Genomic DNA, 25,556 nt, shown 5'->3' with positions numbered 1-25,556 from the left:
CTGTATTTTATAGTTAGTTCTCGTAATAAAAAAGCATACTCTAGTATGCCCCTGACCTTACAATTGAGGCCTTACGGTTGCGGTTGTAGTGCCTGCAGCTCACCTAGGGTCACCGAGATATCGAACTGCTTACCGTCACGTATAACGGTTAAGTTAATTTTTGCACCTGGACGCTGCTCAGCAACCGAATCCATTAACCAAATAACATTATCGATCTCGGTATCATTAAACTTGATCACCACATCGCCAGAGATAAGACCGGCTTTTTCAGCGGGTGAATCTGGTGCTGTATTCTGCACTACTATGCCCTGATTAGCTTTTAATCCGAGTAATTTAGCCATCACTGTATTGATCGATGTCCCTTCGATACCTAAGTAACCACGTATGACACGACCATTTGCAATCAAGGCATCCATAATTTTAACTGCCAGCGGGTAGGGTATTGCAAAGCTAATGCCCATGGTTTCAACATTTTCTGCAACCTGAAATGAAGCTGTGTTAATACCCACTAATTCACCTAAGCTATTCACTAGTGCGCCGCCTGAGTTACCTTCATTAATTGCAGCGTCAGTTTGTAAAAAATTTTGATGGCCTGTGGTACTCATGCCAATACGGCCTCTGGCACTGATAATCCCTTGAGTAATGGTTTGACCTAAATTATACGGGTTACCAATAGCAAGTACGACGTCACCAATGTTGGTTTGCTCGTGTTTACTTTGTGGGATGCTAGGTAAATTTTTGGCATCTATATTGAGTACCGCGAGATCGGTATAGCGGTCAAAACCGATTAACTCGGCAGTAAAGAAACGACCATCTTGCAGCGCGACAATGATCTGGTCGGCATCCGCGATAACGTGATAATTTGTCAGTAAGTAGCCTTTTTTATTCATGATCACACCAGACCCGAGACTTTGCGGGCGCAAGGTGGCTTTACTGTTAATCGTTGATTTTTGGTAGGTACGTGTATAGATATTAACAACAGATGGCGCAGCACGTTTTACCGCAGCAGAAAAACTCATTTGTTCATTAAGGCCTAATGAAAAGGGCTGGCTGAGTGCTAAACCTTGTTTGTTCTGTAATTGTGGCAACGCTAACAACAGTACCGCGGCGACCGCAATACCGAGGAGGATACTTTTTGAAACATATGACCACAAATTTTGCACTGAAATATCCCCACGTTACTCATTAAAAATAGCAACGTAGAGAATAGCATCTCTTTCTAAGATAATGTGAGAAAAAATATGCAAAGTGATGTAAGTCCTAGCGTAATACCAGGAATAAGTGTTGCTCACCACGTTGAATGTTAAGTGCCAGAGTGGTTTTATCTTTGCTCAGTAACTTACGTAATTGGGCTAGATTTTTAACTTGGTCTTTATTCACACCTATAATAATGTCGCCTTGTTTGAGTCCTGATGCTGCCGCGATTGAGCGTGCTTGTACGTCAGAAATCATCACGCCTTTATTTTTTTCAGTGCTAACCAAGGTTGCGCCTTCCAGACTCGGGTGTAAATTGCTGGCATTAGCAAGTTGGCTATCGGCTGGTTTGAGCGTTGCGTTAACGATAATTTGTTTACCGTCTCTGACAATGCCGAGAGTGATTTTTTTATTTGGCCCCAAAGTACCAATGCGTGCTCTGAGCTCACTGAAGCTACGAATTTGATTATTATTAACGCTGACAATAATATCACCAGCGACTAATCCAGCTTCCGCTGCGGCAGAATCTGGGGTGACTTGGTTAATGAAAGCGCCGTATTGCACATCAATATCAAATGCCTTGGCAAGATCAGCTGTCAACTCTTGTCCAGCTACGCCTAATAAACCACGACGTACTTCACCATGCTCAATAATTTGTTGCACTAGGTTGTTGGCCATATTGGCAGGGATCGCAAAACCAATCCCCACGTTACCGCCATTAGGGCCTAATATTGCGGTATTAATACCGATTAATTCACCTCGTAAGTCAACTAACGCGCCGCCAGAGTTACCACTATTAATCGCGGCATCGGTTTGAATGAAGTTTTCGAGGTTTTCTAATTGTAAACCAGTTCTGCCTAACGCACTGACAATACCGGATGTAACCGTTTGGCCTAAACCAAATGGATTACCAATTGCGATAGTGAAATCACCAACGCGTAACTTGTCTGAATCCGCGAATTTAATCGCCACTAAATTTTTAGCTTTAATTTGTAGTAAGGCAATATCACTGCCTTTATCAGCCCCGATAAGCTTGGCTTCATACTCATGGCCATCTTTGAGCATGACCTGGATCTTATCGGCATCAGCAATGACATGATTATTGGTAAGAATATAGCCTTTTTTAGCATCGATAATTACGCCAGAACCGAGCCCTTGAAATGGCTGTGCTTGTTGCTGAGAACCTGGACCATTAGGTCCAAAAAAATAGCGGAATGCTTCTGGGATCTGTTGTTGGGATACTTTAGTTCCCGAGACTGATATGTTGACGACAGCAGGTGTTACTTGCTCCAATATTGGCGCAAGACTTGGTAGTGGCTGACCTGCAACAGCGAACGGATGTGCAGCTGTTGCAGATAGACTTGTTAACCCCATTGCAGCGCTTAACGTCAAAGCAATAAGAGTTTTACACTGTAACTTCGATACCATAACAATTTAAGCCTTTTTAAATTATAAGTATAAACAGTTAGGTATAGGTCAAAGGTAAAAGTTCAAGTTATTTGTTTAGTAAGCCTGAACTGGTGCTTGAGTAATCTTTTGGTTGACCTTCAATAGGCTCTGCTGGATCAAGTACTTCTTTGGCCTGAAAAGGGATATCTTTGACGGCAACATTATCTAATAAATGCTTGGCGTTACTCGCCAAATGCTGCTGCATTTCTACGTAGCTATCTGATAATTTCATTAATAATGCTTCAGTGCTGTTGAAGTGCTCATTAACATCATGCTTGTATTGTTCGATCTCAGCTTCTTTGGCTAATAACTTACCCTTAAATTTCCCTGTTTGATCTTTTGTGTTGCTTACTTTCGCGATAGCAAAACCGATAACAATACCGATAACCAGACTAATTAGTATTTCAAGATAGGGCATATACACCTCGTTAAATGGAAATTTGAATTCTACTCAGTTAATTTTTATTCTACTAAGTCCAAGTATGGGACGCTTATTTCGATACTTTAATATAACGGCCTTAGTTTTAAAATAGTGTATTTCAAAAGAATACAACATGGTAGCATTGATTATTATTAATGCGTTGTGAACAAAGCGTTAAAAACAGTAAAGGATTAGCAATTAAAATGACCCCAATAGAGAAATATCGACAGGATTTAAAGCGCCCTGATTTTATGTTCGATGCAGCGCAAGAAAATGCAGTAATGGCATTACAGCGCCTGTTTGATGAATTGTTAGCGGTGCCTGAAGCACCTGTTAAACGTAGTTTTCTGAGTAAATTAAAAGCGTTCACTGCAAAGCCTGAGGCGATAGCGAGTAATCCAGTGAGAGGCATTTACTTTTGGGGGGGCGTAGGAAGAGGTAAGACCTATTTAGTGGATACTTTCTACGATTGTCTGCCATTTGAAAATAAAACCCGCATTCATTTTCACCGCTTTATGCATCGAGTGCATCAAGAGCTAAAAGGTTTAACGCAACAAAAAGATCCACTAAAAATTATAGCTAAGAAATTAGCCAGTGAAACACGCGTTATCTGCTTTGATGAGTTCTTTGTGTCGGATATCACCGATGCGATGATTTTAGGCACCTTATTTGAAGAGCTATTTGCACATCAGGTTATTCTTGTCGCGACATCGAATATTATTCCTGATGAGCTTTATCGTAATGGCTTGCAACGCGCGCGTTTTTTACCTGCTATTCATTTAATTAATCAAAACTGCGATATTATTAATGTCGACAGTGGGGTTGATTATCGCTTACGTACATTGGAGCAAGCTGAGATCTATCATTTCCCGCTAGACAATGCTGCGCAACAGAATTTAGACCAATACTTCCAACAGTTATCTTGTGAACCACGTAGCTATCATCAGCCTATCGATATTGAAAATCGTCAAATTACCACGCTAGCAGAAGCTGATAGTGTGTTGATGATTGATTTTGCTGAATTATGTGGAGGTCCTCGTAGCCAAGTTGATTATATGGAAATATCGCGTATCTACCACACGGTGCTGCTGGCGAATGTAAAGCAGATGGGGCCGTTAACAGGCGATATCGCGCGCCGTTTTATTGCCATGGTTGATGAGTTTTATGAACGTAACGTGACTTTAATTATGTCTGCTGAGCTAGAAATGTCAGCACTCTACACCACTGGCTTATTAGAGTTCGAGTTTCGCCGCTGTTTATCACGCTTACAAGAAATGCAATCCCATGAATATTTGGGCCGTGAGCATCTACCTTAAAGTGTATTTACAGGTAAATACTGCGCTATTTAGCACCAAGTAGGTAGTTTTTGTGCGCATTATTTAAATAAATACACTAATTAACGTATTTATTTATTGAGTTACTGTCAGTATATAGGCTATTGTTTCGGCGGACATGAACCGACAAGGTGACGTATATAGTGTTATTACGTCATTAAGTTCATGCAAAGGCTTGCTTCTAAATACGAGAAGTAAGTGATTATTAGAGCGTTAAATAGGCTTTTAGGTTAATGAATTACTCACCATATCAAGTGTTCGACAGGGAATATTGGGCTGAATTACGTGAGTCAGTACCACTGACCTTATCGGCACTCGAATTAAAGCAGTTACAAGGTATTAATGAACGCGTTTCGATTGAAGAAGTGTGTGACATTTACCTGCCATTATCACGTTTGCTTAATTTATATGTTACTAATCGTATTCAACGTCGCTTTGTGCGCGATCAGTTCTTAGGGCGTAAAGTCGGTAAGGTGCCTTATATTATCAGCCTTGCTGGTAGTGTCGCGGTCGGTAAAAGCACCACGGCTAGGATCTTACAAGCGTTATTGCAATGCTGGAGCGAGCACCCAAAGGTAGCCTTGATTACGACCGATGGTTTCCTCTACCCAAATGCACATCTAAAAGAACATGATTTGATGAAGCGTAAAGGCTTTCCGGAAAGTTATGATATTAACGCATTGGTTAAGTTTGTTGCTGATATAAAATCTGGTAATGCCCGTGTTACCGCACCTGTCTATTCTCATTTCTCTTATGATATCGAGCCGGATAAAGAAGTTGTTGTTGAGCAACCCGACATCGTTATCCTCGAAGGGTTAAATGTACTGCAGTCTGGACTCGAATATCCAAATGATCCGCATCGTGTGTTTGTATCTGATTTTGTCGACTTTTCTATTTATGTCGATGCAGACACTGAAAACTTAGAAAATTGGTACGTACAACGATTTTTACAATTACGTGAAAGTGCTTTTACTGATTCGAGCTCGTACTTCCACCATTATGCTAAATTAGATGAACAGGAAGCAAAAGACGTAGCATTGAACATTTGGCGTACAATTAACGGTAAAAATTTAGTAGAAAATATCTTACCCACACGAGAACGTGCTAACCTCATTCTAACTAAAGACCTAAATCATCAAGTTCATCAAGTTAAATTGCGGAAATAAGAGATATTCCAGCCGTTTTTTTGATACAATACTGATGTTTTTTGAGATAAATCTATATTTTTTTAAAATATAGGTGAAATTTCGCTCATTTCTCTTTATAATACGCGCTGCCCACGAACAAGGTGCTGTGGTGGTTCCTTGTCCTAATGACGCCATGTACTTATTCGAAGGGATGAGCAAGGTATATAGTTCATATATAGATAACTATATGTGATAGTTTAAACAAATTTTATTGGGTTCAATATAAATGAAAACTTTTGTTGCTACACCAAGCACGATCAAACGTGAATGGTTCGTTGTTGACGCTGAAGGTAAAACTTTAGGCCGTCTTGCGACTGAAATCGCTACTCGCTTACGCGGAAAGCATAAGCCTGAGTACACTCCTCACGCTGATACAGGTGATTACATCATCGTTGTAAACTGTGAAAAAATCGTTGTAACTGGTAACAAAGCGAAAGGTAAAATTTACTACTCGCATACAGGTTACATTGGCGGCATTAAATCAATTAGCTTCGAAAAGCTTATTGAAAAAGCTCCAGAGCGTGTTATCCAGTCTGCGGTTAAAGGTATGTTGCCAAAAGGTCCTCTAGGCCGTGCAATGTTCCGTAAGATGAAAGTATACGCAGGTCCAGAGCACAACAATGCTGCTCAACAACCACAAGTTCTAGACATCTAATTTACGGAATTTAAGCAAATGGCAGAAAATCAATACTACGGCACTGGTCGTCGTAAAAGTTCAACAGCTCGTGTATTCATGAAAGCTGGTACTGGTCAATTAACAATCAATAAACGTTCTTTAGAAGTTTATTTTGGTCGTGATACGGCTCGTATGGTTGTTCGTCAAGCACTAGAATTAGTTGAACTACAAGACAAATTCGACCTAAACATCACTGTTTCTGGTGGTGGTACTACTGGTCAAGCTGGCGCAATCCGTCACGGTATCACTCGCGCACTAATGGAATATGACGAAACTTTACGTCCTACTCTACGTGCAGCTGGTTTTGTTACTCGTGATGCTCGTCAAGTTGAACGTAAGAAAGTTGGTCTTAGAAAAGCACGTAAACGTCCACAGTTCTCAAAACGTTAATTCGTTTTTTGTGGTGCGCTTTATTGCGACGAAAGCCTGGCATATGCCAGGCTTTTTTTTGCCTTTTTTTTGTGTTTTATTTAATTGACACAGTTACAGCTTTGTTAAATAAGATGTTGTTTCTTGCAGGTATGACTGTTGCTAACCTAGAAACAGAGCGTCTTGCTCTATTTACTGGGTCATAAGCGACAGATATTGACTTAATCACTGAAAATCCATGATTAATGTCTCATTGTCCTTGTAAAAATGTAACCAATTAATTAAAATTCAACGGCATTTATGTAACTTTTTTAGCTAATAAAAAGTTATCTTTTTTGAAATGGTATTCACTGCAAGATAATAAAAATAATTTGCGCTGAGTCCGAATGGGAGAATAATTGGATGAGCAATGCGCCTGTTGATTCTGGTCGTCGTCGCTTTTTAACTGCTGCTACTTGTGTAGTGGGTGGTGTTGGAGCTGTCGGCGCAGCCGTACCTTTTATCAAATCTTGGAACCCGAGTGCTAAAGCTAAAGCAGCTGGCGCTCCGGTTGAAGTTGATATTAGTAAAATTGAACCTGGTCAGTTAATTCGAGTTGAATGGCGAGGTAAACCTGTATGGGTTGTATCACGTACAGAAAGCGTACTAAACGAACTTGAACAGCATGATGGTTCGTTACGCGATCCAGCATCAGAACAAGAACAACAACCAAGTTACGCACAAAACAAATACCGCTCGATTAAATCGGACTTATTTGTAGCTGTTGGTATTTGTACTCACTTAGGGTGCTCACCAACTTACCTGCCTGACAGCTTTGGCGAACAAGTCGAAGGTGTTTCTTCTGGTTTCTTCTGCCCATGTCATGGTTCTAAATTTGATATGGCTGGTCGTGTATTCCAAGGTGTACCTGCACCGTTGAATCTTGTTGTACCGCCACATTATTATGTGGATGCGACTACTATTCTAATTGGCGTAGATAAGGGAGCTGCCTAATGTCATTAGTCAAATGGATTGATGAACGTATCCCAATGACGGATACGTGGAATAAACATGCTGGCCAATATCCAGCGCCGAAGAACTTTAACTTCTGGTACTATTTTGGCATTCTAGCAACGATTGTCTTTGTTAACCAAATCCTAACGGGTATTTGGCTAACAATGAACTACAACCCATCGGGTGAAGGTGCATTTGCATCAATCGAATACATCATGCGTGATGTTGAATTTGGTTGGTTGCTGCGTTATATGCATTCAACAGGTGCGTCAGCATTTTTTGTTGTGGTTTATCTGCACATGTTCCGTGGTCTTATGTATGGTTCATACCAGAAACCACGTGAGTTATTGTGGATCTTTGGTTGCTTAATCTTCTTAGCGCTAATGGCTGAAGCTTTCATGGGTTACTTACTACCATGGGGTCAAATGTCATTCTGGGGTGCACAGGTTATTATTTCATTATTTGGTGCAATTCCAGTAATTGGTGATGACTTAACACTTTGGATCCGTGGTGATTACGTTATCTCTGGTGCAACACTAAACCGTTTCTTTGCATTGCATGTAATTGCTGTGCCATTAGTACTTGTGGTACTGGTATTCTTACATATCGTGGCATTGCATCACGTTGGTTCGAATAACCCTGACGGCATTGAAATCAAAGAAAATAAAGATGAAAATGGTTGGCCGAAAGATGGTATTCCATTCCACCCTTACTACACAGTGCATGATACTGTTGCTGTTGTTGTGATGATGATCTTATGTAGTATTGTGATCTTCTTCATGCCTGAAGGTGGTGGTTACTTCTTGGAAGCGCCAAACTTTGAAGCGGCGAATCCACTGAAAACGCCTGATCATATTGCCCCTGTTTGGTACTTTACACCATTCTACGCAATCCTACGTGCGGTACCTGATAAACTAGGTGGCGTGATCATGATGGGTCTTGCGATTGTAATGTTATTCTTAGTGCCTTGGTTAGATCGCGGTAAAGTGAAATCAATTCGCTACCGTAGTGTTTGGCACAAACTAAACTTAACGCAATTTGTTATTTGTTTCATAATCTTAGGTGTATTAGGCACATTGGCGCCAACACCCGGTCGTACAATCTTGTCGCAAATTACAACGTTAGGTTACTTTGGCTACTTCGCTCTACTGTGGTTATACAGTAAGAACGAAACCACTAAACCATTACCAAAAAGGGTGACAATGTAATGAAAAAATTATTTATCGCGTTACTTACCCTCGTGCCGATGGCTGCATTTGCAGCTGGCGGTGGCGCTCACTTAGATGACGCGAACTATGATTTAAGAGATAAAGCATCACTGCAAAATGGTGCTAAAATCTTCATGAATTATTGTTCTACTTGTCACTCGACACAATATCAGCGTTATTCACGTGTTGCTGACGATCTGGGTATCGATCGTGCTGTAATGTCTGAAAACTTGGTATTTACTGGCGTTAAAGTTGGTTCATTAATGAAAACGGCGATGCCAGCTGAAAGTGGTGCTAAATGGTTCGGTGCTCCACCACCTGACCTAACACTTGAAGCCCGTCTTCGTGGTGCAGATTGGGTTTATACTTATCTGCGTTCTTTCTATATCGACGAAACACGCCCATTTGGCGTGAATAATGTGGTGTTCCCAAGTGTAGGTATGCCGCATGTACTTGAAGAATTGCAAGGTACAGCACGTCTTTTAGAAATAAAACATAACGAAGAAGAGCTAGATTTGCCGGAAGGTGCTAGAATTGTTAAAGAAACCGCAGTTGTTGATGCCAATGGTGTTGCAACAGGTGAAATTCTGACTAGCTACCTAAGCCCCGATGGAAACGGTGAGTTATCAGCAGAAGAGTTTGATGAAGCTATGTTAGACTTAGTGAACTTCTTAGTTTACTCAGCAGAGCCAAATCAACTTGAACGTCAAGAAATGGGCTACTGGGTTATTGGATTTTTACTTATCTTACTTGTATTTTGTTGGTTCTTGAACCGTGAATACTGGCGTGATATCCACTAATCACTAAGATGTTGCCGCATTACTTGTAAAAGTTGCTGGTAAAAGAATTACGTACCGCCAATGCTAGTTTAGGCTACCATTGGCGTTTGTGTTTACAATTTATTGGAGGTGGCATGGCATTAGCTGCAAATAAACGTTCAGTTATGGTGTTGTATTCGGAGCCGACTGATCTATATAGTCATCAAGTTCGAATCGTTCTAGCTGAAAAAGGCGTAAGTGTTGATATTCATCAGGTTGACCGTAACAATCTACCTGAAGATTTAATCGATTTAAATCCTTACCAAACAGTACCGACATTAATCGATCGTGAATTAACATTATATAACTCACGTATCATTATGGAATATCTGGATGAGCGTTTCCCGCATCCACCATTGATGCCGGTTTACCCTGTGTCTCGTGGTAGCAGCCGTCTAATGATGCACCGTATCGAAAATGATTGGTATTCATTAGTAACTAAGATCATGAAAGGCTCTGTTGAAGAAGCTGCTGTAGCGCGTAAGCAACTACAAGAAGCATTAATGAGTATTAGCCCTATTTTTGCTGAATACCCATACTTCATGAGTGAAGAATTCAGCTTAGTAGATTGCTACATGGCACCGCTATTATGGCGTTTACCTGAATTAGGTATTGATCTTCCAGGCCAAGCTGCAAGTGAGTTAAAGAACTATATGCTACGAGTATTCGATCGTGAATCATTCCAAGCATCTTTAACTGAACAAGAACGCGAAATGAGAATGTTAATGTAATTTATGGATAAAATGACCCCAATTCGTCCCTACTTATTACGTAGTCACTATGAGTGGTTACTTGATAATGACTTAACACCGCATATTGTTGTTGATGCGCATATTGCTGGTGTTTACGTACCACAACAATTTGTCCAAGACGGCCAGATCGTATTGAACATTGCACCAAGTGCTGTGGTTGCTTTTGAGCTAAACAATACTGCATTGAGCTTTAATGCTCGCTTCGGTGGCGTACCGTTTGATGTTTATGTGCCAATCGCGGCGATTACAGCTATTTACGCACGTGAGAACGGCGCTGGTAGCATGTTTGAACCAGAACAAGCTTATATAGATCAAGCTGAGCAAGAGAGCGCTGAAGCGGCTGTTGAGCCTAGTGAAGAAAAAAGTACACCTGCGTTAGTTAGTGCGCCTGCGGTAAGCTCTGAAAACAAGAGTGAAGCAACAGAGCGTCCAAAGCCGGCGAAGGGTAAACCCGCTTTACGGGTCATTAAGTAACATAATACTTAATTAGCAAAGATATGCAGTACTTGGATGTGTCGACGGACATAATTCAGTACTGCATTTTTTTTACTCTGTTTTTAATTCTTTTTTATTTGAACTGTTATTTTTATGACGACTACTGATTTATTAATATAGATGTTACTTAACGATATTCGAATACTTTAATGACTTTATCAACCCCAACCACATAACGTGCCGCTTCAGCTAGCCTATCGCCTTCATCCTGAGTTACTTGGCCAATTAAAAACACTTCCGCATTCTCGGTAATGACTTTTACCCTCAACGGCTCAATATCTTTTAAATTGATGATACTGGTTTTTACTTTGGTGGTTAACCATGAGTCTTTACTTGCACGCTCAAATGAAATTGGTGGCCCTAAGCGGATCTGGTTATATACTTGCTCTACTGACGCTGTTTTAGCGGCAATCTCCACGATTGCAGTGCGCTGTTCTGCCGTTCTTACCTGACCAGATAATAAGACTTTGCTGCTATTCGTGAGAATATGTAGGTTATTGTTGAGTAATAGTTGTTTGTCACTCTCGTTAAGTCCTGCTGTGATATCGAGGGTAATCGTTTCATCATCAATTAATTGACTAAAACCGCCACTGTTACTACAGCCTTGGACAGCTGTAAGACTAAATAGCATGGCGCTAATCGTCAGGCAGCGTTTCAATTTATTGTTCAGTATCATGCCTACTCCTCGTGGCCTTGTTGTGGGAATAATGTCTGATCGATAAGGTCACACAGGCAATTAATGATCAGTGCGTGTACTTCTTGTATTCTTGGCTCTCGGCGCGATGGTACGCGTATCTCGGCATCATGCGGGCCTAATAACCCCGATATCTCACCACCGTCTTTACCTGTTAACGCGACGATAGTCATATTGCGTGTGAGTGCGGCTTCGATTGCAGTGATTACATTACGGCTGTGACCACCTGCAGAGATCACGACTAAGATATCACCATCATTACCTAATGCTCTAACCTGCTTTGAGTAAACCATGTCGAAACTGGTATCAGTGCCGATGGCTGTCATCAAGGTACAGTCAGGTGTCAGTGCTAGCGCTGGTAGACTTGGGCGTTCAGTTTCGTAACGATTTAGCAGCGATGCAGAGAAGTTTTGTGCCAAGCTTGCTGAGGCGCCATTACCACAAATTAAAATCTTGTTACCGTTTAATAAACACTGTGCCATCATCATGGCTGAATTTTGGATGTATTCAGGTAGTGCCTCGGCTGCGGCGATCTTGGTTTGAATACTTTCAGTAAAATTTTCTTTAATTAGCTCTAACATGGGTATCTACTCTAAAAAGCATTGGTTATCCATTGAATATTATCACTGGAACCTTCAATGGCAATCACATCGAAACGGCAAGGGGTATAGTTTTCATTTATTCCGTTGCGCACCATATAATATTGCGCTGTATAACGCAATTTTCGTTGTTTGGCGACCGGAATGGCAGAAATAGCACCGCCGTAACGGGTATATTGACGGTATTTTACCTCGACAAATACCAAGGTGGGTAATGCCGTCGAGGATTTTATGTCACAGCTTGCACCGTGTTGGCAAATGAGGTCTATCTCACCTTGCCGACAAGCGAAATTACGCGCCAAGATAATTAAACCTTGGCGCTGTAAAAAATCGGCGGCTATGCCTTCAAAATATTCTCCGCGTTTACGGGGCTGATTTTGTTTCAGGATCCGTTTCCTCAAGTTTTATCTTGCCTGAGCGGTATTTAGCCCAGCTAAACTCACGCTCAATAATGCCATCATCATTGATATAGAGAATACCCGTCTGACCCGCTAAACGTAAATTAGGGAAATTACGTAGTTGTAGCAGATTGGGGATTAATTTAAATGAATCGTAGCCCATCGCAAAAAGATTTTGTTGGATTTTCGACATATTTGGCCACAGTGCCAAAGTTTGTTGTTTTAGTTCGCGATCTGGATTCAACAACCAAGGCATATCACTGAAGATTAGGCCATTAAGATCACGACTCTGACTTTTAGAAAGGTTGTTACCATGGGTTCGTGAACTTGCATATACAGCAACTTGTGGTGCGTATGGGTTCTGGGTAGTAATGATGTAAGGAATTGCTAACATCGCCTCTGAAGGCGTGGCAATAATATAAATGGCATCTATATCACGGCGGCTACGAGTCGTTGATTTTATATCCGCACCAACGAGGTTTTTCATTAAGTTAATCCGTTGATTACTTGAAGTAACGGAAAATAACGAGGTAACGGTATTTTGCATATCACTGCGGCTTTTATATTTATAAGTCTCGCTGGTGCCTTCAGTGAGTAATGCCCATTGCTGCGCAAATTCTGCTGCTAAGCGATTACCAGTACGGTTATTTGGTGCTAGGACCAACGGCTGTTTGATACCATCGCGTTGCATTTTTTTTGCTGCAGCAATAGCTTCATCATTAGAGCTTAATGAGAAGTAATAGATGTTATCTGCTGCTGGTGCATCGACTAATTTATTCAGTGATACTAATGGTACGTCTTTAACAAGCGGTAATACTTTGCTTAAATTTGATTTTAATAACGGTCCAATAACAAAATCAGCCCCGTCTTCAATCGCTTGTAAGTAAAGCGTATCGGCGCTCGTTGTTGCGGTATCATAAAATTGTAATGCTATATCTTCAGCGCGCTTATCTTGGTAGTAAGCACTTAGCATACCATCTCGGATAGCCTTACCTGCAACCGCCCTGTTACCGGTTAAGGGCGCAAGCACTGCAATTTGACTCGGTGTGTAAGGTGTTGTTGCCATCGCTTTGACGAGTTCGATAGGAAATCCACTTAGGGCTGGATGCTGAGGGTAATCTTGCTTCCATATTTGCAAGCTTTCGATTAGCAGTTTTGGATCTGTGCGATGTTGTTGTGCGAGAGCTGCGAGTTGATACCAACCCGCTAATGTTGGGTTTTCAGTTTTAAAGCGTAATATTAATAGTTCAAGTTCTGAGTTTGGTACTACCGAAACAGATTCCCATAAACGGTTATTATTACTACTGTGTAATTCGCTATCGAGAAAGTCACTTAACGCAACGCGATATTCAACGGCTTTGGCGTTATTGTTGAGTAGTTCTGCAATCGTGGCGTTTAATAAATAAAAACGTTGCCAATGAGCTTGCTCACTTGTATCGAGTGTAGAACTAAAGGCCAGCGTGTCAGCTGCTTGCTGATAACGCTTTTCTAATAAGTAGGCTTCTGATTTTATCAATGCTACTTCAAATAACTGTTTTGTTGATAGTGGGTTACGTTCTACCGATACTAATATGTCTAGTGCTGGCTGAGTGTGCCCTTCGGCTATCAATGCGCGAGCAGCCAATAACTGCCACGAGATTGCTTGTGGTTTATTCGCTAATGCGATCTTATCAATGTAGTATTGTGCAGGCTGATCAATTTGTGTCAGTACGTCTGGTGCAACGATTGGTTGTGGTTTCGATGTTGCTTTTTCAGATGTTGTGGTACTTGAACACGCGCTGAGCAGTAAACTCAAGCTTAAAAACATAATCAAGCGGGAATAGCTGTGCTTAGATTCCATTGGTGTATTATCCTGCAAAAGAGATTTATAATACCCCTATACTAAAGCATCATCGCTTAACAAAAAACTACCCATGAGAATGAAATGTCTGAACAAGCAACTTTATTTATCGTTCCAACCCCGATTGGCAATCTTTCTGATATCACTGAGCGTGGTTTAGAGATATTAAGAAGTGTTGATTTGATTGCCGCAGAGGATACCCGTCATACTGGTAAGCTGTTGAGCCATTATCAAATTAAGACTAAAACATTTGCGTTACATGATCATAATGAACAGCAAAAAGCAGAATATTTAGTATCAAAATTACAATCTGGTATCAGTATCGCGCTGGTTTCAGATGCTGGTACACCGCTGATCAGTGATCCTGGTTATCATTTGGTTAATACCTGTCGTGCTAACGGCGTTAATGTCGTGCCATTACCTGGTGCCTGCGCGGCTGTTACTGCGATGAGTGGTTCAGGTTTACCGTCTGATCGTTTCTCGTTTGAAGGTTTTTTACCTTCGAAAGAAAAAGCCCGTAATGACAAGATCACGGAGTTGAAAGAAGAAACCCGTACTATGATCTTTTATGAATCACCGCGTCGTCTGCAATATACTTTAGATGCATTAACGGTGATTATGGGGCCTGAGCGTGAAGTGTGCGTTGCTCGCGAAATAACCAAAGCGTTTGAAAGTATTACCACTATGCCTGTCGGTGAACTTGCTGCCTGGGTTGCAGAAGACAGTAATCGCAGCCGTGGTGAGATTGTATTACTGGTTTCTGGTTATAAACCTACCGGACTAGAAATACCTGCTAAGGTGTTGAATACACTTAAATTATTAAACGAAGAATTGCCATTGAAAAAAGCGGCAGCGTTAACTGCGGAAATTCACGGCTGCAAAAAGAATGCTTTGTATAAATGGGGTTTAGAAAACTTCAATTAATCACTGGATTTTCTGCCTCAGATTTTGTATTATCCTCCGCCTTGGAGTTGGTCAGACAATCGCTGCTTTATGACTCGGTATTTATATCGAGGTTATAGAGGGGAGGAAAGTCCGGGCTCCAGAGGGCAGGGTGCCAGGTAACACCTGGGAGGCGCAAGCCTACGACAAGTGCAGCAGAGAGAAGACCGCCGATGGCTTTTTCGGAAGCACAGGTAAGGCTGAAAGGGTGCGGTAAGAGCGCACCGTGCGGCTAGTAATAGCTCGTAGCAGGGTAAACTCCACCCGGAGCAAGACCAAATAGGCTTTCTATAGGCGTGGCCCACGCTGAAAGCGGGTAGGTTGCTTGAGTCTGTGAGCGATTGCAGACCTAGAGGAATGATTGTCCACGACAAAACCCGGCTTATCGACCAACTCCAAGAACCTTTCTACTTATTACAGTGTAGTTAGGTTCTTGTTTTTCTTTCTTCGTATTACCTTCATTATATTTACACTCCCAAAACTAGACCTTTTACGCTACAATAACCTTTTTTAGCACCTGCTATTATTTAAAGTATTTTTAAGAGCTTTCATCGCCATGACACAAGAATTTGCACACGTATCCGTTTTACTTAACGAAACAGTCGCTGGACTCGATATAAAACCGGATGGTATTTACATTGACGGTACTTTTGGTCGCGGTGGTCACTCTCGCTTTATTTTATCGCAACTAGGTGAAAATGGTCGCTTGATCGCTATCGATCGTGACCCTGAAGCGATTGCTGTTGGTGAAGCCCTAAAATTAGAAGATCCACGTTTTGATATTGTTCACGGCCCGTTTTCTGGTATTGCTGAATATATGGAAAACAAAGAACTTACTGAACAAATTGATGGTGTATTGCTGGACCTTGGTGTGTCTTCACCACAGTTAGATGATGCATCGCGTGGTTTTAGTTTCTTACGTGATGGTCCGTTAGACATGCGTATGGATCCAACATCAGGTATCAGCGCTGCGAAATGGCTCGCGACGGCAGACTATGATGATATCGTTTGGGTATTAAAAGTATTCGGTGAAGAGAAATTTGCTCGTAAGATTGCCCGCGCGATTGTATTTGACCGTGACGGCACACCATTTGAAACAACATCACAGTTAGCCGGCTTAATTTGTCGTGTTGTGCCGAAATCAAAAAAAGAAACAAAGCATCCGGCTACGCGTTCGTTCCAGGCGATCCGTATCTATATCAACAGTGAATTAGAAGAAATTGAGCGTGCATTAGCAGGCGCATTAAAATGTTTGAAACCAGGTAGTGGCCGTTTATCGGTGATCAGTTTCCACTCATTAGAAGATCGCCTTGTTAAACAGTTCATTCGTAAACAAGCCCGTGGTAAAGAAGTGCCATATGGCTTACCTATCATGCAAGAAGAAATTGATAAAAGCCGTACGATGAAAGCGGTGGGTAAAATGCTAAAACCTTCAGAAGCTGAATTAGAGCTGAACCCACGCGCACGTAGTTCTGTACTACGCGTAGCTGAGAAGTTGTAATATGTTCGGCATTAAGTGGGATTTAGGTAAGGTAATCATGACTGACATCGGCCAGCACAAGCGCGTTGTTGGTTTATTGCTTGCCATCTTAATTTCCGCTTTTGCCGTGATCATGTTAACCCATGAGACGCGATTACAGACCAATAATAAAGAGCAGTTACTGAGCCAGCGAGACTTTGCTGATATTGAGTGGCGTAATTTATTACTCGAACAAAGTACGCTAGAAGAGCACAGTAAAATTGAATACACTGCAAAACATAAACTCGGTATGTATCGACCAAGTACAGCTGAAGAGCAATTGGTGACACAGCAGTGACAAATCGTAGTAATATTCCCAATGAAGAGCAAGAAAACTTTATCTTGTGGCGCTACCGCTTGGTGGTTGCTACTGTGATATTGATTTTTGCCTGCCTGCTAGCTCGAACCGCTTATATCCAAGTTATTAATCCAGAACACCTGCGTAAACAAGCCGATATGCGCTCACTTCGCGTCGCTTCACAGCAAGTACAACGCGGTATTATTACCGACCGTCATGGTGTGGAGTTAGCGGTTAGTGTGCCTGTCATGGCTATTCATGTTGATCCGCGTACTATTAAAAACAAAAATAGTTTTGATAAAAAACGCGCATGGCAAGCATTCGCAGAAATCCTCGATCTTAATCTTGTGGAGCTGAAAGCAAAAATTATGGCTTCCAATGGCCGTTTTATGTATATCAAACGCCAAATCAGTCCTTCTGTCGCCAAGTATGTTGATGAATTAAAGTTGGTCGGTGTGAGCCTTGCCCCCGAGTCTCGTCGTTTTTATCCTACGGGTGAAGTAAGTGCGCAGCTAGTTGGCATGACCAATATTGACGATAAAGGTATTGAAGGGGTGGAAAGGGCGTATAACGATTTCCTTACTGGTACCCAAGGTAAACGTATTGTTCGTAAAGATCGCCTCGGTAATGTAATTGAAGACATTTCCGTCATTCAACAGAGTGAACAAGCTAATAATATCCAGTTGAGTATCGATCAGCGAATTCAATCTTTAGCTTATCAACGCCTGAAAAAAGCGGTTAAATATAACGGTGCCGTGTCGGGCTCTCTAGTGATGATTGACGTAAAAACTGGGGAAATATTAGCGATGGTTAATAGCCCGTCGTTTAATCCGAATAATCGCAGTAAATATGACAGCTACAAATTAAAGAATCGCGCTATTACAGACAGTTATGAGCCTGGTTCGACAATTAAACCGCTGGTTATTGCCAGTGGCTTAGATAATGGCATTATTGCTGCGGACTCATTGGTTGATACTGCGCCTGGACGTATGCGCTTAGGCGGACGTTTAGTGCAAGATACACGTAATCGTGGCGATATGAAATTGGGTGATATTTTACGCTATTCATCCAATATGGGCGTGAGTAAAATTGCGTTGAAACTCGGCCATCAACGTCTTCTCGATACGTACTATCAGTTTGGCTTTGGTAATGTCAGTAGTTTGATCTTAAACGGTGAAAGCCGCGGTTATATGCCACGTCGTTCACGTTGGTCTGAGTTTGAAAATGCGACATTATCATTTGGTTATGGCATGCAGGCAACCACACTACAACTTGCTCATGCTTATGCCACGATTGGTTCTGGTGGATTATATCGTCCACTAACGATTAGAAAATTAGATACCATGCCACTTTCAGAGCGAGTTCTCTCTGAGCAACACGCAAAAGACTTGTTATCAATGATGGAAAGCGTGGTTGAAAAAGGGGGGACGGGTGATAAAGCCCGTATTGATGGTTATCGCGTCGCAGGTAAAACCGGTACCTCTCGTAAAGCGATAGCCGGCGGTTATGGTGATGATTATGTGGCTTTATTTGCTGGTGTCGCACCGGTGTCTAATCCGCGCTTTGCATTAGTTGTGGTGATTGATTCGCCGAGTGGTGATCGTTATTACGGCGGTGTGATTGCTGCGCCGGTATTTGCTGAAGTGATGGAAAGAACACTGCAAATGTTAAATGTAACCCCAGATGAAAAACAATCATTAACGATAACAGCAAAAAACTCTTAAAAATTATAGGGCGCTCAGGCGTTAAAGGTTATTTTCCGCAAAGGAGCGTTTGGTGCAAAGGATTGTGAAATGCCAAGGGTTTTAAATACTAAGGGTTTTGAAATGAATTCGTCATGTCGAGTATTATCTCTACACGCGTGGAATATTGATGTTGAATTAGCGGTTAACGCCTTAATCATTGATAGCCGAAAAGTGCAAACTGGTGATTGCTTTGTCGCAATTAATGGCCATGCGCTTGATGGTAGACGCTTTATCACTAATGCATTGGAAAGTGGCGCAATCGCGGTACTCAAAGATGCCGACTCTCAGGCTGAACACGGCCATATCGATTATATCGATAGCACGCCTATCATCTCATTTTTTGGTCTTAATCTGGCCTTGTCCGCATTAGCCGATAATTTTTATCAATCGCCTTCCCAGCAATTAAAACTGATCGGTGTTACTGGCACTAATGGTAAAAGTACCATTACCCAAATTATTGCTAATTGGGTGACTTTATTAGCCGGTAAAGCGGGCGTAATGGGCACGATTGGTAATGGTTTGTTTGCACAGTTAACTCAAGCAGAGAATACTACGGGCAGTGGTTTGGACGTGCAAGCTGAAATCGCTAGCCAATTACAGCAAGGGGCAGAGTTATGTGCGATGGAAGTCTCTTCTCATGGTTTGATCCAAGGGCGTGTTAGTGCGCTGGATTTTGATGTGGCATTATTTACCAATTTGACCCGTGACCATCTTGATTACCATGGTGATATGGATGCTTACGCTGATGCCAAAAAAATCTTATTCCAAGGCGCGGTAAAACATAAAATTCTTAATGTCGATGATACATACGGCAAAGCATGGGCAAAGCAATGGCCTGCAGCGATCCAGTTTTCTGTACAGCAAGATTTATCTGGCCATGCAGGGGCTTTTCTTTATTGTGATGATTTAACTTTTGATACCGGTGGTTTTAGCTGTGAGTTAAAAACCAGTTGGGGGGAAGGTAAATTACAGTGCGGATTAATTGGTGAATTCAATGCCTCTAATGTGGTCGCTGCCTGCGCGAGTTTATTAGCGCTTGGCTATGATTTTGATGCACTGTTACAGGTCGCCCCAAAACTGACCGCTGTTTGTGGCCGTATGGAGTTATTTAAGCAAGCTGGACAAGCGGCTTGTGTTGTTGATTATGCTCATACACCTGACGCATTAGAAAAAGCCCTGCAAGCATTACGCGTACATTGTGAAGGTAAACTTTGGTGTGTTTATGGTTGCGGCGGTGACCGAGATACAGGTAAACGCCCATTAATGGCAAAAGTGGCTGAACAATTTTCAGATTTTGCTGTCATTACTGATGATAATCCTCGCACTGAGTCTGCCTCTACGATCGTAACCGATATGCTTACTGGACTTGCTAAGCCTGATGCTGTGCAAGTTGTTCATGATCGCCGTGAAGCGATTCATTGGACGATGAGCCAAAGCAAACCGAATGATATTATCTTAGTTGCAGGTAAAGGCCATGAAGATTACCAAATTATCGGTGTGCATAAACACCATTATAGTGATCGTGAAACGATCATCGAAATGCTGGATAACCAACAATGATTAATTTAGCGTTAAGTGCCATTGCGGTGCAGCTTAATAGTAAGTTACAGGGGGATGATTGCGTTATCTCCGCCGTATCGACAGATACTCGTACTATTAAATCCGGCGATTTATTTGTCGCCTTAAGTGGTGATAATTTCGATGCGAATAGCTTTGTCGCTAAAGCGGTTGAGCAAGGTGCTATCGCTGCGATTGTAACGAAAAAACAAGCCGTCGATATTCCGCAAATCGTGGTGAAAGATAGCCGTATCGCCTTGGGGTTATTAGGCAAAATGGTACGAGAACAAGTTAACCCTAAAGTTGCAGCATTAACAGGCAGCAACGGTAAAACGACAACCAAAGAAATGCTCGCGGCTATTTTAAAACTTGTCGCGCCGACACTCGCGACGGCGGGTAATTTTAATAACGATATCGGTGTACCGCTAACGTTATTACGTTTACAGCCCGATGATCAATATGCAGTGATGGAGCTTGGTGCTAATCACAAAAAAGAAATTGCTTATACCACGGGATTGGTATTGCCTGAAGTGGTGTTAATCAATAATGTTGATGCAGCACATTTAGAAGGCTTTGGTGATTTACAAGGCGTTGCGTCTGCAAAAGGCGAGATCTTAGCGGGTGTGAAGCACTGTGGTATGGCCGTATTGAATCGTGATGATAAATTTTATCAATATTGGTTACGTAAAGTTGATGCGCAGCGTCACGTTAGCTTTTCAGTCGTTGACGACAGTGCTGATTATTTTGCTGCAGATATTACATTTGATGATGTCGGTAATCCAACATTTAAATTATGCACGCCAAATGGTGCATGTACGATCAGCTTGGCTGTTGCAGGGCGTCATAACGTAGCCAATGCATTAGCTGCAGCAGCAATGGCCAGTTGTTTCGGTATTGCTCTTGATACGATCAAACTCGGATTAGGCACGATGGAAAATGTGCAGGGGCGATTGAAAATATCCTCAATAGCGCCACGTGTTCGAGTGATTGATGATACTTATAACGCGAATATTGCCTCGGTTAAAGCTGCTGTTGATGTATTAACGCACTTCTCTTCAACTAATGTGTTGGTGATGGGTGACATGGGGGAACTGGGCTCAAGTACAGCAGATATGCATCAGCAAGTGGGTCATTATGCTCAGCAGCAGAAAGTTGATCATGTCTATACTTGCGGCGCGCTGAGCCGTGAAGCCGCATTGACGGCAGGTGATAGCGGGCGTGCTTTTTTAGCGCAACCTGAATTAGTGGATGCGCTGATTGAATTAATCACAACAGCACCGAAAACGCAGCTGTTTACCTTATTATTTAAAGGTTCTCGCAGTGCTAAAATGGAACAAGCTATTAGTTTGTTAGCCACTAAGCTCGCTGAGAACCCTACTATGTTAATCGAAAATACTATGTTAACTAAAAATACAACATTAGTTGAAAATACAATAAAGGAAAGAAAATGTTAGTTTGGTTGTTCGAATCTTTAAGTGAGCATTTCTCGCTATTTAGAGTTTTCTCGTATCTCACATTTCGTGCAATTATCACGATAATCACGTCGTTATTACTGACATTATGGATGGGCCCTAAGCTTATTCGCTATTTGCAAGACATGCAGATAGGTCAAATTGTACGTGATGATGGTCCTGAATCGCATTTCAGTAAACGCGGTACACCAACAATGGGTGGCGTGATGATCTTGATTGCCATCCTTGTATCAACGTTATTATGGGCAAGGTTAGACAATGCTTATGTTTGGGTCATGATGTTTGTATTTGTTGCCTTTGGCGCGATTGGTTTTGTTGATGATTATCGTAAAGTGATCCGCAAAGATACTGATGGTTTGATTGCGCGTTGGAAATACTTCTGGCAATCAGCCGTTGCGATTGCAATTGCGGTTTACCTGTATGCGACAGCTGGCTCTGCCGCTGAAACAACCTTAGTTGTTCCGTTCTTTAAAGAATATATGCCAGAGTTGGGTCTGCTATTTATTGTATTAACTTACTTCGTTATCGTCGGTAGCAGTAATGCGGTTAACCTCACCGACGGCTTAGATGGCTTAGCGATCTTACCAACGGTATTAGTCGCAGGCGCATTCATGCTGGTCGCTTACTTAACCAGTAATGTTAAGTTTGCAGAATACCTATTTATTCCTTACATCCCTCAAGCTAGTGAATTAGTCATTGTTTGTGCAGCGATGGTCGGCGCTGGACTCGGGTTCTTATGGTTCAATACTTATCCTGCGCAAGTATTTATGGGCGATGTTGGTTCATTAGCTTTAGGTGCTGGTCTAGGCACGATGGCGGTATTGGTTCGCCAAGAGTTTATGCTCGTGATTATGGGCGGTGTTTTTGTAATGGAAACGGTATCCGTTATTTTACAAGTTGGTTCATATAAATTACGTGGTCAACGCATCTTTAGAATGGCGCCAATTCACCACCATTATGAATTAAAAGGTTGGCCTGAACCACGTGTGATTGTGCGTTTTTGGATCATCACGATTATATTAGTACTCATTGGTTTAGCTACGCTGAAGGTTCGCTAATGACACAATTATCTGAGCAAAATATGGCATCTTCTATTGTTATTGTTGGCCTAGGCCAAACCGGTCTGTCTTGTGTTCACTATTTTCTAAAACAAGGTATTGTCCCTGTTGTGGTTGATAGTCGTGACGCGCCTCCGGGGCAAGATGAACTGCCCGCTCAGGTAACATTGTACAAGGGGGGCTTACACCCTGACATCTTATTACAAGCTAAACAGTTAGTTGTTAGTCCTGGAATAGCCATTGCTACACCTGCTATTGCAGCGGCGCAGCAAAATGGCGTGGAAGTGATTGGCGATATTGAACTGTTTGTGAGAGCGGCTAAGGCGCCGATCATTGCAATCACTGGTTCTAATGGTAAATCGACGGTGACGACGCTGGTAGGTGAAATGGCCAATGCTGCTGGTGTGAAAACTGCAATTGGCGGTAATATTGGTATCCCAGCATTAGACCTATTGGATGTAGCAGACCCTTATCAGCTCTATGTATTAGAACTGTCTAGTTTTCAGTTAGAGACAACGCATAGCTTACAAGCCGTTGCCGCGACAGTGCTTAATGTGAGTGATGATCATCTCGACCGTTATCCTGATTTTGAGGCTTATCGTCAGGCTAAACTGTCTATTTATCAACATGCGCAAACCATAGTTACCAATCGTGATGATGCATTAACGGTTTGTGCTCAGCAAAGTAATGCTGACGATGTAATCAAACAGTGCTTTGGTGAAGATGCAGCAGATTATGGTTTGATCCAACAAGATGGCTCAACGTGGTTGGCCTATCAAGGTGAAGGTATTATCAGCGCGGATGATCTGCAGATTACAGGTATACACAATTTAATGAATGCCTTGTCTGCGATTGCCCTGCTTGATGCTGCTGGTGTGGATAGAATTAAAACCTTACCGGGATTAAAGCAATTTACTGGTTTGGCACATCGCTGCGAATTTATTCGTGAATTAAATGGTGTCAAATGGATCAATGATACTAAGGCAACCAATGTTGGCGCGACACTTGCGGCGCTTGATGGTTTGAAAAGTAGTGTCAAAGGTCGTCTATATTTGATCGCCGGTGGTGATGGTAAGGGAGCTGATTTTAGCCCTTTAGTCCCGGCATTACGTGATGATATCGCGCTCACCTATTGCTTTGGTAAAGACGGTGCACGTTTTAGTGCCTTAGCCGAGAATACCAAATTGGTTGGCGATTTAGATAACGCGATTGCAGAAATTAGTCAATTAGTACAACCAGGTGATTGGGTATTGTTATCTCCAGCCTGCGCCAGTATTGATATGTATGTAAATTTTATGGCGCGAGGCGATCATTTTAGAGCGCTAGTTAAGGCATTATAATGGAATTTCTGACACGGACGAAGGCCTACTTATTAGGTGCTGAAGAACAAAAAACCGCCGCTTATGATCGCCAACTCTTATTATTAGCCATCGTGTTAATGATTGTGGGTCTGGTGATGGTTGCGTCGGCGTCGTTACCAGAAGGTATTGCTTTGGGTAACGACCCATTTATGTTTGTGAAGAAACACTTAATCTTTTTAACGATCTCTCTGTGTGCGGCAATCTGTGTATTGAACGTGCCGATCGCGTTTTTTGAACGTAATAGTGTGCGTTTCTTGTTCGTTGCTATCGCATTATTAGTTCTGGTATTAGTGATTGGTCGCACGGTGAATGGTAGTACTCGTTGGTTATCATTGGGGCCGTTAAATATGCAGCCCGCCGAATTTGCTAAATTTGCTTTATTTACCTATTTTTCCGGTTATTTGGTTCGTCAAAAAAGTTTATTGCAAGAGAGCTATAAAGGCTTCGTTAATGGCTTATTAGTTATTGCGGTTATTTCTGCATTGCTGCTTGTTCAGCCTGATTTTGGTTCTGTTATGGTTATTTTAACCACCAGTGTTGCGCTGTTATTTATCGGTGGTGCAAAATTAGTTCACTTCATGGCATTATGTGTTGTGGCTATTTTACTGGGTGTATTAGCAGTGATATTATCGCCGTATCGAATGCGCCGAGTAACCTCTTTCCTTGACCCCTGGAATGATCCGTTTGGTAGTGGCTATCAGCTAACCCAATCGTTAATGGCATTTGGCCGTGGTAGCTTTAGCGGTGAAGGCTTGGGTAACTCGATTCAGAAATTAGAATATTTACCTGAAGCACATACCGATTTTGTATTTGCTATCCTAGCTGAAGAGTTAGGCTTCCTGGGTGTATTTATCGTCTTGATGTTGCAAATGCTATTGGTCTTTAAAGCGTTGCAAATAGGCCGCCGTAGTTTAGAGGCTGATCAATCTTTCGCAGGGTTCTTGGCGATTAGTGTCGGTGTTTGGTTCTGTTTTCAAACCTTGGTAAATGTCGGTGCCGCATCGGGATTATTGCCAACTAAAGGTTTAACTTTACCCTTAGTCAGTTATGGTGGTTCTAGTTTGTTAGTCATGAGTTGTGCGGTGGCAGTATTATTGCGGATTGATTATGAATATCGCGCACAAAAAGTGCCGATATCAAATTCAACAATGGTAAACGCAGCAGCAAGTGAATGACA

At 42.0% G+C, this 25,556-nt stretch carries 25 protein-coding genes and 1 other RNA gene; 19 read left to right on the top strand and 7 right to left on the bottom strand.

The features are described from left to right. Positions 1-71: 71 nt before the first annotated feature. The 3 genes from degS to JFU56_RS15290 all read right to left on the bottom strand — a co-directional run bounded on the left by degS (position 72) and on the right by JFU56_RS15290 (position 3,061). Complete coding sequence (gene degS / locus JFU56_RS15300; RefSeq protein WP_198438150.1) at positions 72-1,163, bottom strand: outer membrane-stress sensor serine endopeptidase DegS; 1,092 nt, start codon at positions 1,161-1,163, stop codon at positions 72-74. 97 nt (positions 1,164-1,260) lie between these two features. Beyond that, positions 1,261-2,622: a Do family serine endopeptidase gene (locus JFU56_RS15295; protein WP_198438149.1), complete on the bottom strand. Its 1,362-nt coding sequence runs from the start codon at positions 2,620-2,622 to the stop codon at positions 1,261-1,263. A 67-nt stretch (positions 2,623-2,689) separates the two neighbouring features. Beyond that, complete coding sequence (locus JFU56_RS15290) at positions 2,690-3,061, bottom strand: YhcB family protein (protein WP_198438148.1); 372 nt, start codon at positions 3,059-3,061, stop codon at positions 2,690-2,692. Between the two features lie 206 nt (positions 3,062-3,267). Between JFU56_RS15290 and zapE the strand changes: the two genes are divergently transcribed. From zapE to sspB, 9 genes are all read left to right on the top strand, one after another. After that, a complete protein-coding gene (zapE, locus tag JFU56_RS15285) occupies positions 3,268-4,380 on the top strand; it encodes a cell division protein ZapE (protein ID WP_198438147.1) in 1,113 nt (370 codons plus the stop codon). A 251-nt stretch (positions 4,381-4,631) separates the two neighbouring features. Then, on the top strand, positions 4,632-5,564 hold the full coding sequence (coaA, locus tag JFU56_RS15280) for a type I pantothenate kinase (RefSeq protein ID WP_198438146.1): 933 nt from the start codon (positions 4,632-4,634) through the stop codon (positions 5,562-5,564). Positions 5,565-5,811: 247 nt separating this feature from the next. Next, positions 5,812-6,240 (top strand): 50S ribosomal protein L13, encoded by a 429-nt coding sequence (gene rplM / locus JFU56_RS15275; RefSeq protein WP_198438145.1) that lies wholly within the window; start codon positions 5,812-5,814, stop codon positions 6,238-6,240. 18 nt (positions 6,241-6,258) lie between these two features. Then, positions 6,259-6,651: a 30S ribosomal protein S9 gene (gene rpsI / locus JFU56_RS15270; RefSeq protein ID WP_198438144.1), complete on the top strand. Its 393-nt coding sequence runs from the start codon at positions 6,259-6,261 to the stop codon at positions 6,649-6,651. A gap of 381 nt (positions 6,652-7,032) precedes the next feature. Next, positions 7,033-7,623 carry a ubiquinol-cytochrome c reductase iron-sulfur subunit gene (gene petA, locus JFU56_RS15265; protein WP_198438143.1) on the top strand — a complete coding sequence of 197 codons (591 nt, stop codon included), beginning with the start codon at positions 7,033-7,035 and terminating at the stop codon, positions 7,621-7,623. After that, positions 7,623-8,831 (top strand): cytochrome bc complex cytochrome b subunit, encoded by a 1,209-nt coding sequence (locus tag JFU56_RS15260; RefSeq protein WP_198438142.1) that lies wholly within the window; start codon positions 7,623-7,625, stop codon positions 8,829-8,831. The genes petA and JFU56_RS15260 overlap by 1 nt, the downstream gene beginning before the upstream one ends. After that, positions 8,831-9,631, top strand: a complete 801-nt coding sequence (locus JFU56_RS15255) for a cytochrome c1 (RefSeq protein WP_198438141.1) — start codon at positions 8,831-8,833, stop codon at positions 9,629-9,631. The genes JFU56_RS15260 and JFU56_RS15255 overlap by 1 nt, the downstream gene beginning before the upstream one ends. Before the next feature lie 113 nt (positions 9,632-9,744). Further along, the gene (gene sspA / locus JFU56_RS15250; protein ID WP_006032937.1) at positions 9,745-10,380 is read left to right on the top strand and encodes a stringent starvation protein SspA; all 636 of its coding nucleotides are present in this window, start codon (positions 9,745-9,747) and stop codon (positions 10,378-10,380) included. A gap of 3 nt (positions 10,381-10,383) precedes the next feature. After that, a complete protein-coding gene (gene sspB / locus JFU56_RS15245; protein ID WP_198438140.1) occupies positions 10,384-10,875 on the top strand; it encodes a ClpXP protease specificity-enhancing factor in 492 nt (163 codons plus the stop codon). Positions 10,876-11,023: 148 nt separating this feature from the next. On the opposite strand, the gene JFU56_RS15240 is transcribed toward sspB, so the two are convergent. From JFU56_RS15240 to JFU56_RS15225, 4 genes are read right to left on the bottom strand one after another with little or no spacing between them, the layout of a single operon-like run. Continuing rightward, complete coding sequence (locus JFU56_RS15240) at positions 11,024-11,572, bottom strand: BON domain-containing protein (protein WP_198438139.1); 549 nt, start codon at positions 11,570-11,572, stop codon at positions 11,024-11,026. Positions 11,573-11,574: 2 nt separating this feature from the next. Beyond that, positions 11,575-12,171, bottom strand: coding sequence for an SIS domain-containing protein (locus tag JFU56_RS15235; RefSeq protein ID WP_019442623.1), 597 nt, complete (start codon positions 12,169-12,171; stop codon positions 11,575-11,577). Between the two features lie 11 nt (positions 12,172-12,182). Beyond that, entirely contained in the window at positions 12,183-12,590 is a 408-nt protein-coding gene (locus tag JFU56_RS15230) for a YraN family protein (protein WP_198438138.1), read from the bottom strand. Then, positions 12,553-14,427, bottom strand: coding sequence for a penicillin-binding protein activator (locus JFU56_RS15225; RefSeq protein ID WP_198438137.1), 1,875 nt, complete (start codon positions 14,425-14,427; stop codon positions 12,553-12,555). The genes JFU56_RS15230 and JFU56_RS15225 overlap by 38 nt, the downstream gene beginning before the upstream one ends. An 84-nt stretch (positions 14,428-14,511) precedes the next feature. Here JFU56_RS15225 and rsmI point away from each other — a divergent pair, with 84 nt between their 5' ends. From rsmI to ftsW, 10 genes are all read left to right on the top strand, one after another. Next, on the top strand, positions 14,512-15,351 hold the full coding sequence (rsmI, locus tag JFU56_RS15220) for a 16S rRNA (cytidine(1402)-2'-O)-methyltransferase (RefSeq protein WP_198438136.1): 840 nt from the start codon (positions 14,512-14,514) through the stop codon (positions 15,349-15,351). 43 nt (positions 15,352-15,394) lie between these two features. Beyond that, positions 15,395-15,770, top strand: an RNA gene (gene rnpB / locus JFU56_RS15215) — RNase P RNA component class A. Between the two features lie 155 nt (positions 15,771-15,925). Next, positions 15,926-16,870 carry a 16S rRNA (cytosine(1402)-N(4))-methyltransferase RsmH gene (gene rsmH / locus JFU56_RS15210; protein WP_019442619.1) on the top strand — a complete coding sequence of 315 codons (945 nt, stop codon included), beginning with the start codon at positions 15,926-15,928 and terminating at the stop codon, positions 16,868-16,870. 37 nt (positions 16,871-16,907) lie between these two features. After that, positions 16,908-17,186, top strand: coding sequence for a cell division protein FtsL (gene ftsL, locus JFU56_RS15205; protein ID WP_242065974.1), 279 nt, complete (start codon positions 16,908-16,910; stop codon positions 17,184-17,186). Continuing rightward, a complete protein-coding gene (locus JFU56_RS15200; protein ID WP_198438134.1) occupies positions 17,183-18,910 on the top strand; it encodes a penicillin-binding transpeptidase domain-containing protein in 1,728 nt (575 codons plus the stop codon). Before ftsL ends, JFU56_RS15200 begins: the two co-directional genes overlap by 4 nt. Before the next feature lie 102 nt (positions 18,911-19,012). Next, positions 19,013-20,491 carry a UDP-N-acetylmuramoyl-L-alanyl-D-glutamate--2,6-diaminopimelate ligase gene (gene murE / locus JFU56_RS15195; RefSeq protein ID WP_242065973.1) on the top strand — a complete coding sequence of 493 codons (1,479 nt, stop codon included), beginning with the start codon at positions 19,013-19,015 and terminating at the stop codon, positions 20,489-20,491. Then, positions 20,488-21,942, top strand: a complete 1,455-nt coding sequence (gene murF, locus JFU56_RS15190) for a UDP-N-acetylmuramoyl-tripeptide--D-alanyl-D-alanine ligase (protein WP_198438132.1) — start codon at positions 20,488-20,490, stop codon at positions 21,940-21,942. Before murE ends, murF begins: the two co-directional genes overlap by 4 nt. Further along, a complete protein-coding gene (mraY, locus tag JFU56_RS15185; protein WP_198438131.1) occupies positions 21,936-23,018 on the top strand; it encodes a phospho-N-acetylmuramoyl-pentapeptide-transferase in 1,083 nt (360 codons plus the stop codon). The genes murF and mraY overlap by 7 nt, the downstream gene beginning before the upstream one ends. Beyond that, positions 23,018-24,358 carry a UDP-N-acetylmuramoyl-L-alanine--D-glutamate ligase gene (gene murD, locus JFU56_RS15180; protein WP_198438130.1) on the top strand — a complete coding sequence of 447 codons (1,341 nt, stop codon included), beginning with the start codon at positions 23,018-23,020 and terminating at the stop codon, positions 24,356-24,358. The genes mraY and murD overlap by 1 nt, the downstream gene beginning before the upstream one ends. After that, on the top strand, positions 24,358-25,554 hold the full coding sequence (gene ftsW / locus JFU56_RS15175) for a cell division protein FtsW (RefSeq protein ID WP_198438129.1): 1,197 nt from the start codon (positions 24,358-24,360) through the stop codon (positions 25,552-25,554). The genes murD and ftsW overlap by 1 nt, the downstream gene beginning before the upstream one ends. The last annotated feature ends 2 nt before the right edge of the window (positions 25,555-25,556 follow it).

This window comes from Moritella sp. F3 (assembly GCF_015082335.1).
Taxonomy (GTDB): domain Bacteria; phylum Pseudomonadota; class Gammaproteobacteria; order Enterobacterales; family Moritellaceae; genus Moritella.
Note: the sequence above shows the minus strand (reverse complement) of the source record. Positions and strands in the feature narration are given on the sequence as shown.

Excerpts from the sequence above, each read along its gene's own strand:
- petA (WP_198438143.1), top strand. The coding sequence starts at position 7,033 with ATGAGCAATGCGCCTGTTGATTCTGGTCGTCGTCGCTTTTTAACTGCT.
- coaA (WP_198438146.1), top strand. The coding sequence starts at position 4,632 with ATGAATTACTCACCATATCAAGTGTTCGACAGGGAATATTGGGCTGAA.
- JFU56_RS15290 (WP_198438148.1), bottom strand. The coding sequence starts at position 3,061 with ATGCCCTATCTTGAAATACTAATTAGTCTGGTTATCGGTATTGTTATC.
- zapE (WP_198438147.1), top strand. The coding sequence starts at position 3,268 with ATGACCCCAATAGAGAAATATCGACAGGATTTAAAGCGCCCTGATTTT.
- rplM (WP_198438145.1), top strand. The coding sequence starts at position 5,812 with ATGAAAACTTTTGTTGCTACACCAAGCACGATCAAACGTGAATGGTTC.
- sspB (WP_198438140.1), top strand. The coding sequence starts at position 10,384 with ATGGATAAAATGACCCCAATTCGTCCCTACTTATTACGTAGTCACTAT.
- JFU56_RS15240 (WP_198438139.1), bottom strand. The coding sequence starts at position 11,572 with ATGATACTGAACAATAAATTGAAACGCTGCCTGACGATTAGCGCCATG.
- ftsL (WP_242065974.1), top strand. The coding sequence starts at position 16,908 with ATGACTGACATCGGCCAGCACAAGCGCGTTGTTGGTTTATTGCTTGCC.
- murD (WP_198438130.1), top strand. The coding sequence starts at position 23,018 with ATGACACAATTATCTGAGCAAAATATGGCATCTTCTATTGTTATTGTT.
- JFU56_RS15255 (WP_198438141.1), top strand. The coding sequence starts at position 8,831 with ATGAAAAAATTATTTATCGCGTTACTTACCCTCGTGCCGATGGCTGCA.
- mraY (WP_198438131.1), top strand. The coding sequence starts at position 21,936 with ATGTTAGTTTGGTTGTTCGAATCTTTAAGTGAGCATTTCTCGCTATTT.
- JFU56_RS15260 (WP_198438142.1), top strand. The coding sequence starts at position 7,623 with ATGTCATTAGTCAAATGGATTGATGAACGTATCCCAATGACGGATACG.
- sspA (WP_006032937.1), top strand. The coding sequence starts at position 9,745 with ATGGCATTAGCTGCAAATAAACGTTCAGTTATGGTGTTGTATTCGGAG.
- rsmH (WP_019442619.1), top strand. The coding sequence starts at position 15,926 with ATGACACAAGAATTTGCACACGTATCCGTTTTACTTAACGAAACAGTC.
- rpsI (WP_198438144.1), top strand. The coding sequence starts at position 6,259 with ATGGCAGAAAATCAATACTACGGCACTGGTCGTCGTAAAAGTTCAACA.
- JFU56_RS15235 (WP_019442623.1), bottom strand. The coding sequence starts at position 12,171 with ATGTTAGAGCTAATTAAAGAAAATTTTACTGAAAGTATTCAAACCAAG.
- murF (WP_198438132.1), top strand. The coding sequence starts at position 20,488 with ATGATTAATTTAGCGTTAAGTGCCATTGCGGTGCAGCTTAATAGTAAG.
- JFU56_RS15295 (WP_198438149.1), bottom strand. The coding sequence starts at position 2,622 with ATGGTATCGAAGTTACAGTGTAAAACTCTTATTGCTTTGACGTTAAGC.
- murE (WP_242065973.1), top strand. The coding sequence starts at position 19,013 with ATGAATTCGTCATGTCGAGTATTATCTCTACACGCGTGGAATATTGAT.
- ftsW (WP_198438129.1), top strand. The coding sequence starts at position 24,358 with ATGGAATTTCTGACACGGACGAAGGCCTACTTATTAGGTGCTGAAGAA.
- rsmI (WP_198438136.1), top strand. The coding sequence starts at position 14,512 with ATGTCTGAACAAGCAACTTTATTTATCGTTCCAACCCCGATTGGCAAT.
- JFU56_RS15225 (WP_198438137.1), bottom strand. The coding sequence starts at position 14,427 with ATGGAATCTAAGCACAGCTATTCCCGCTTGATTATGTTTTTAAGCTTG.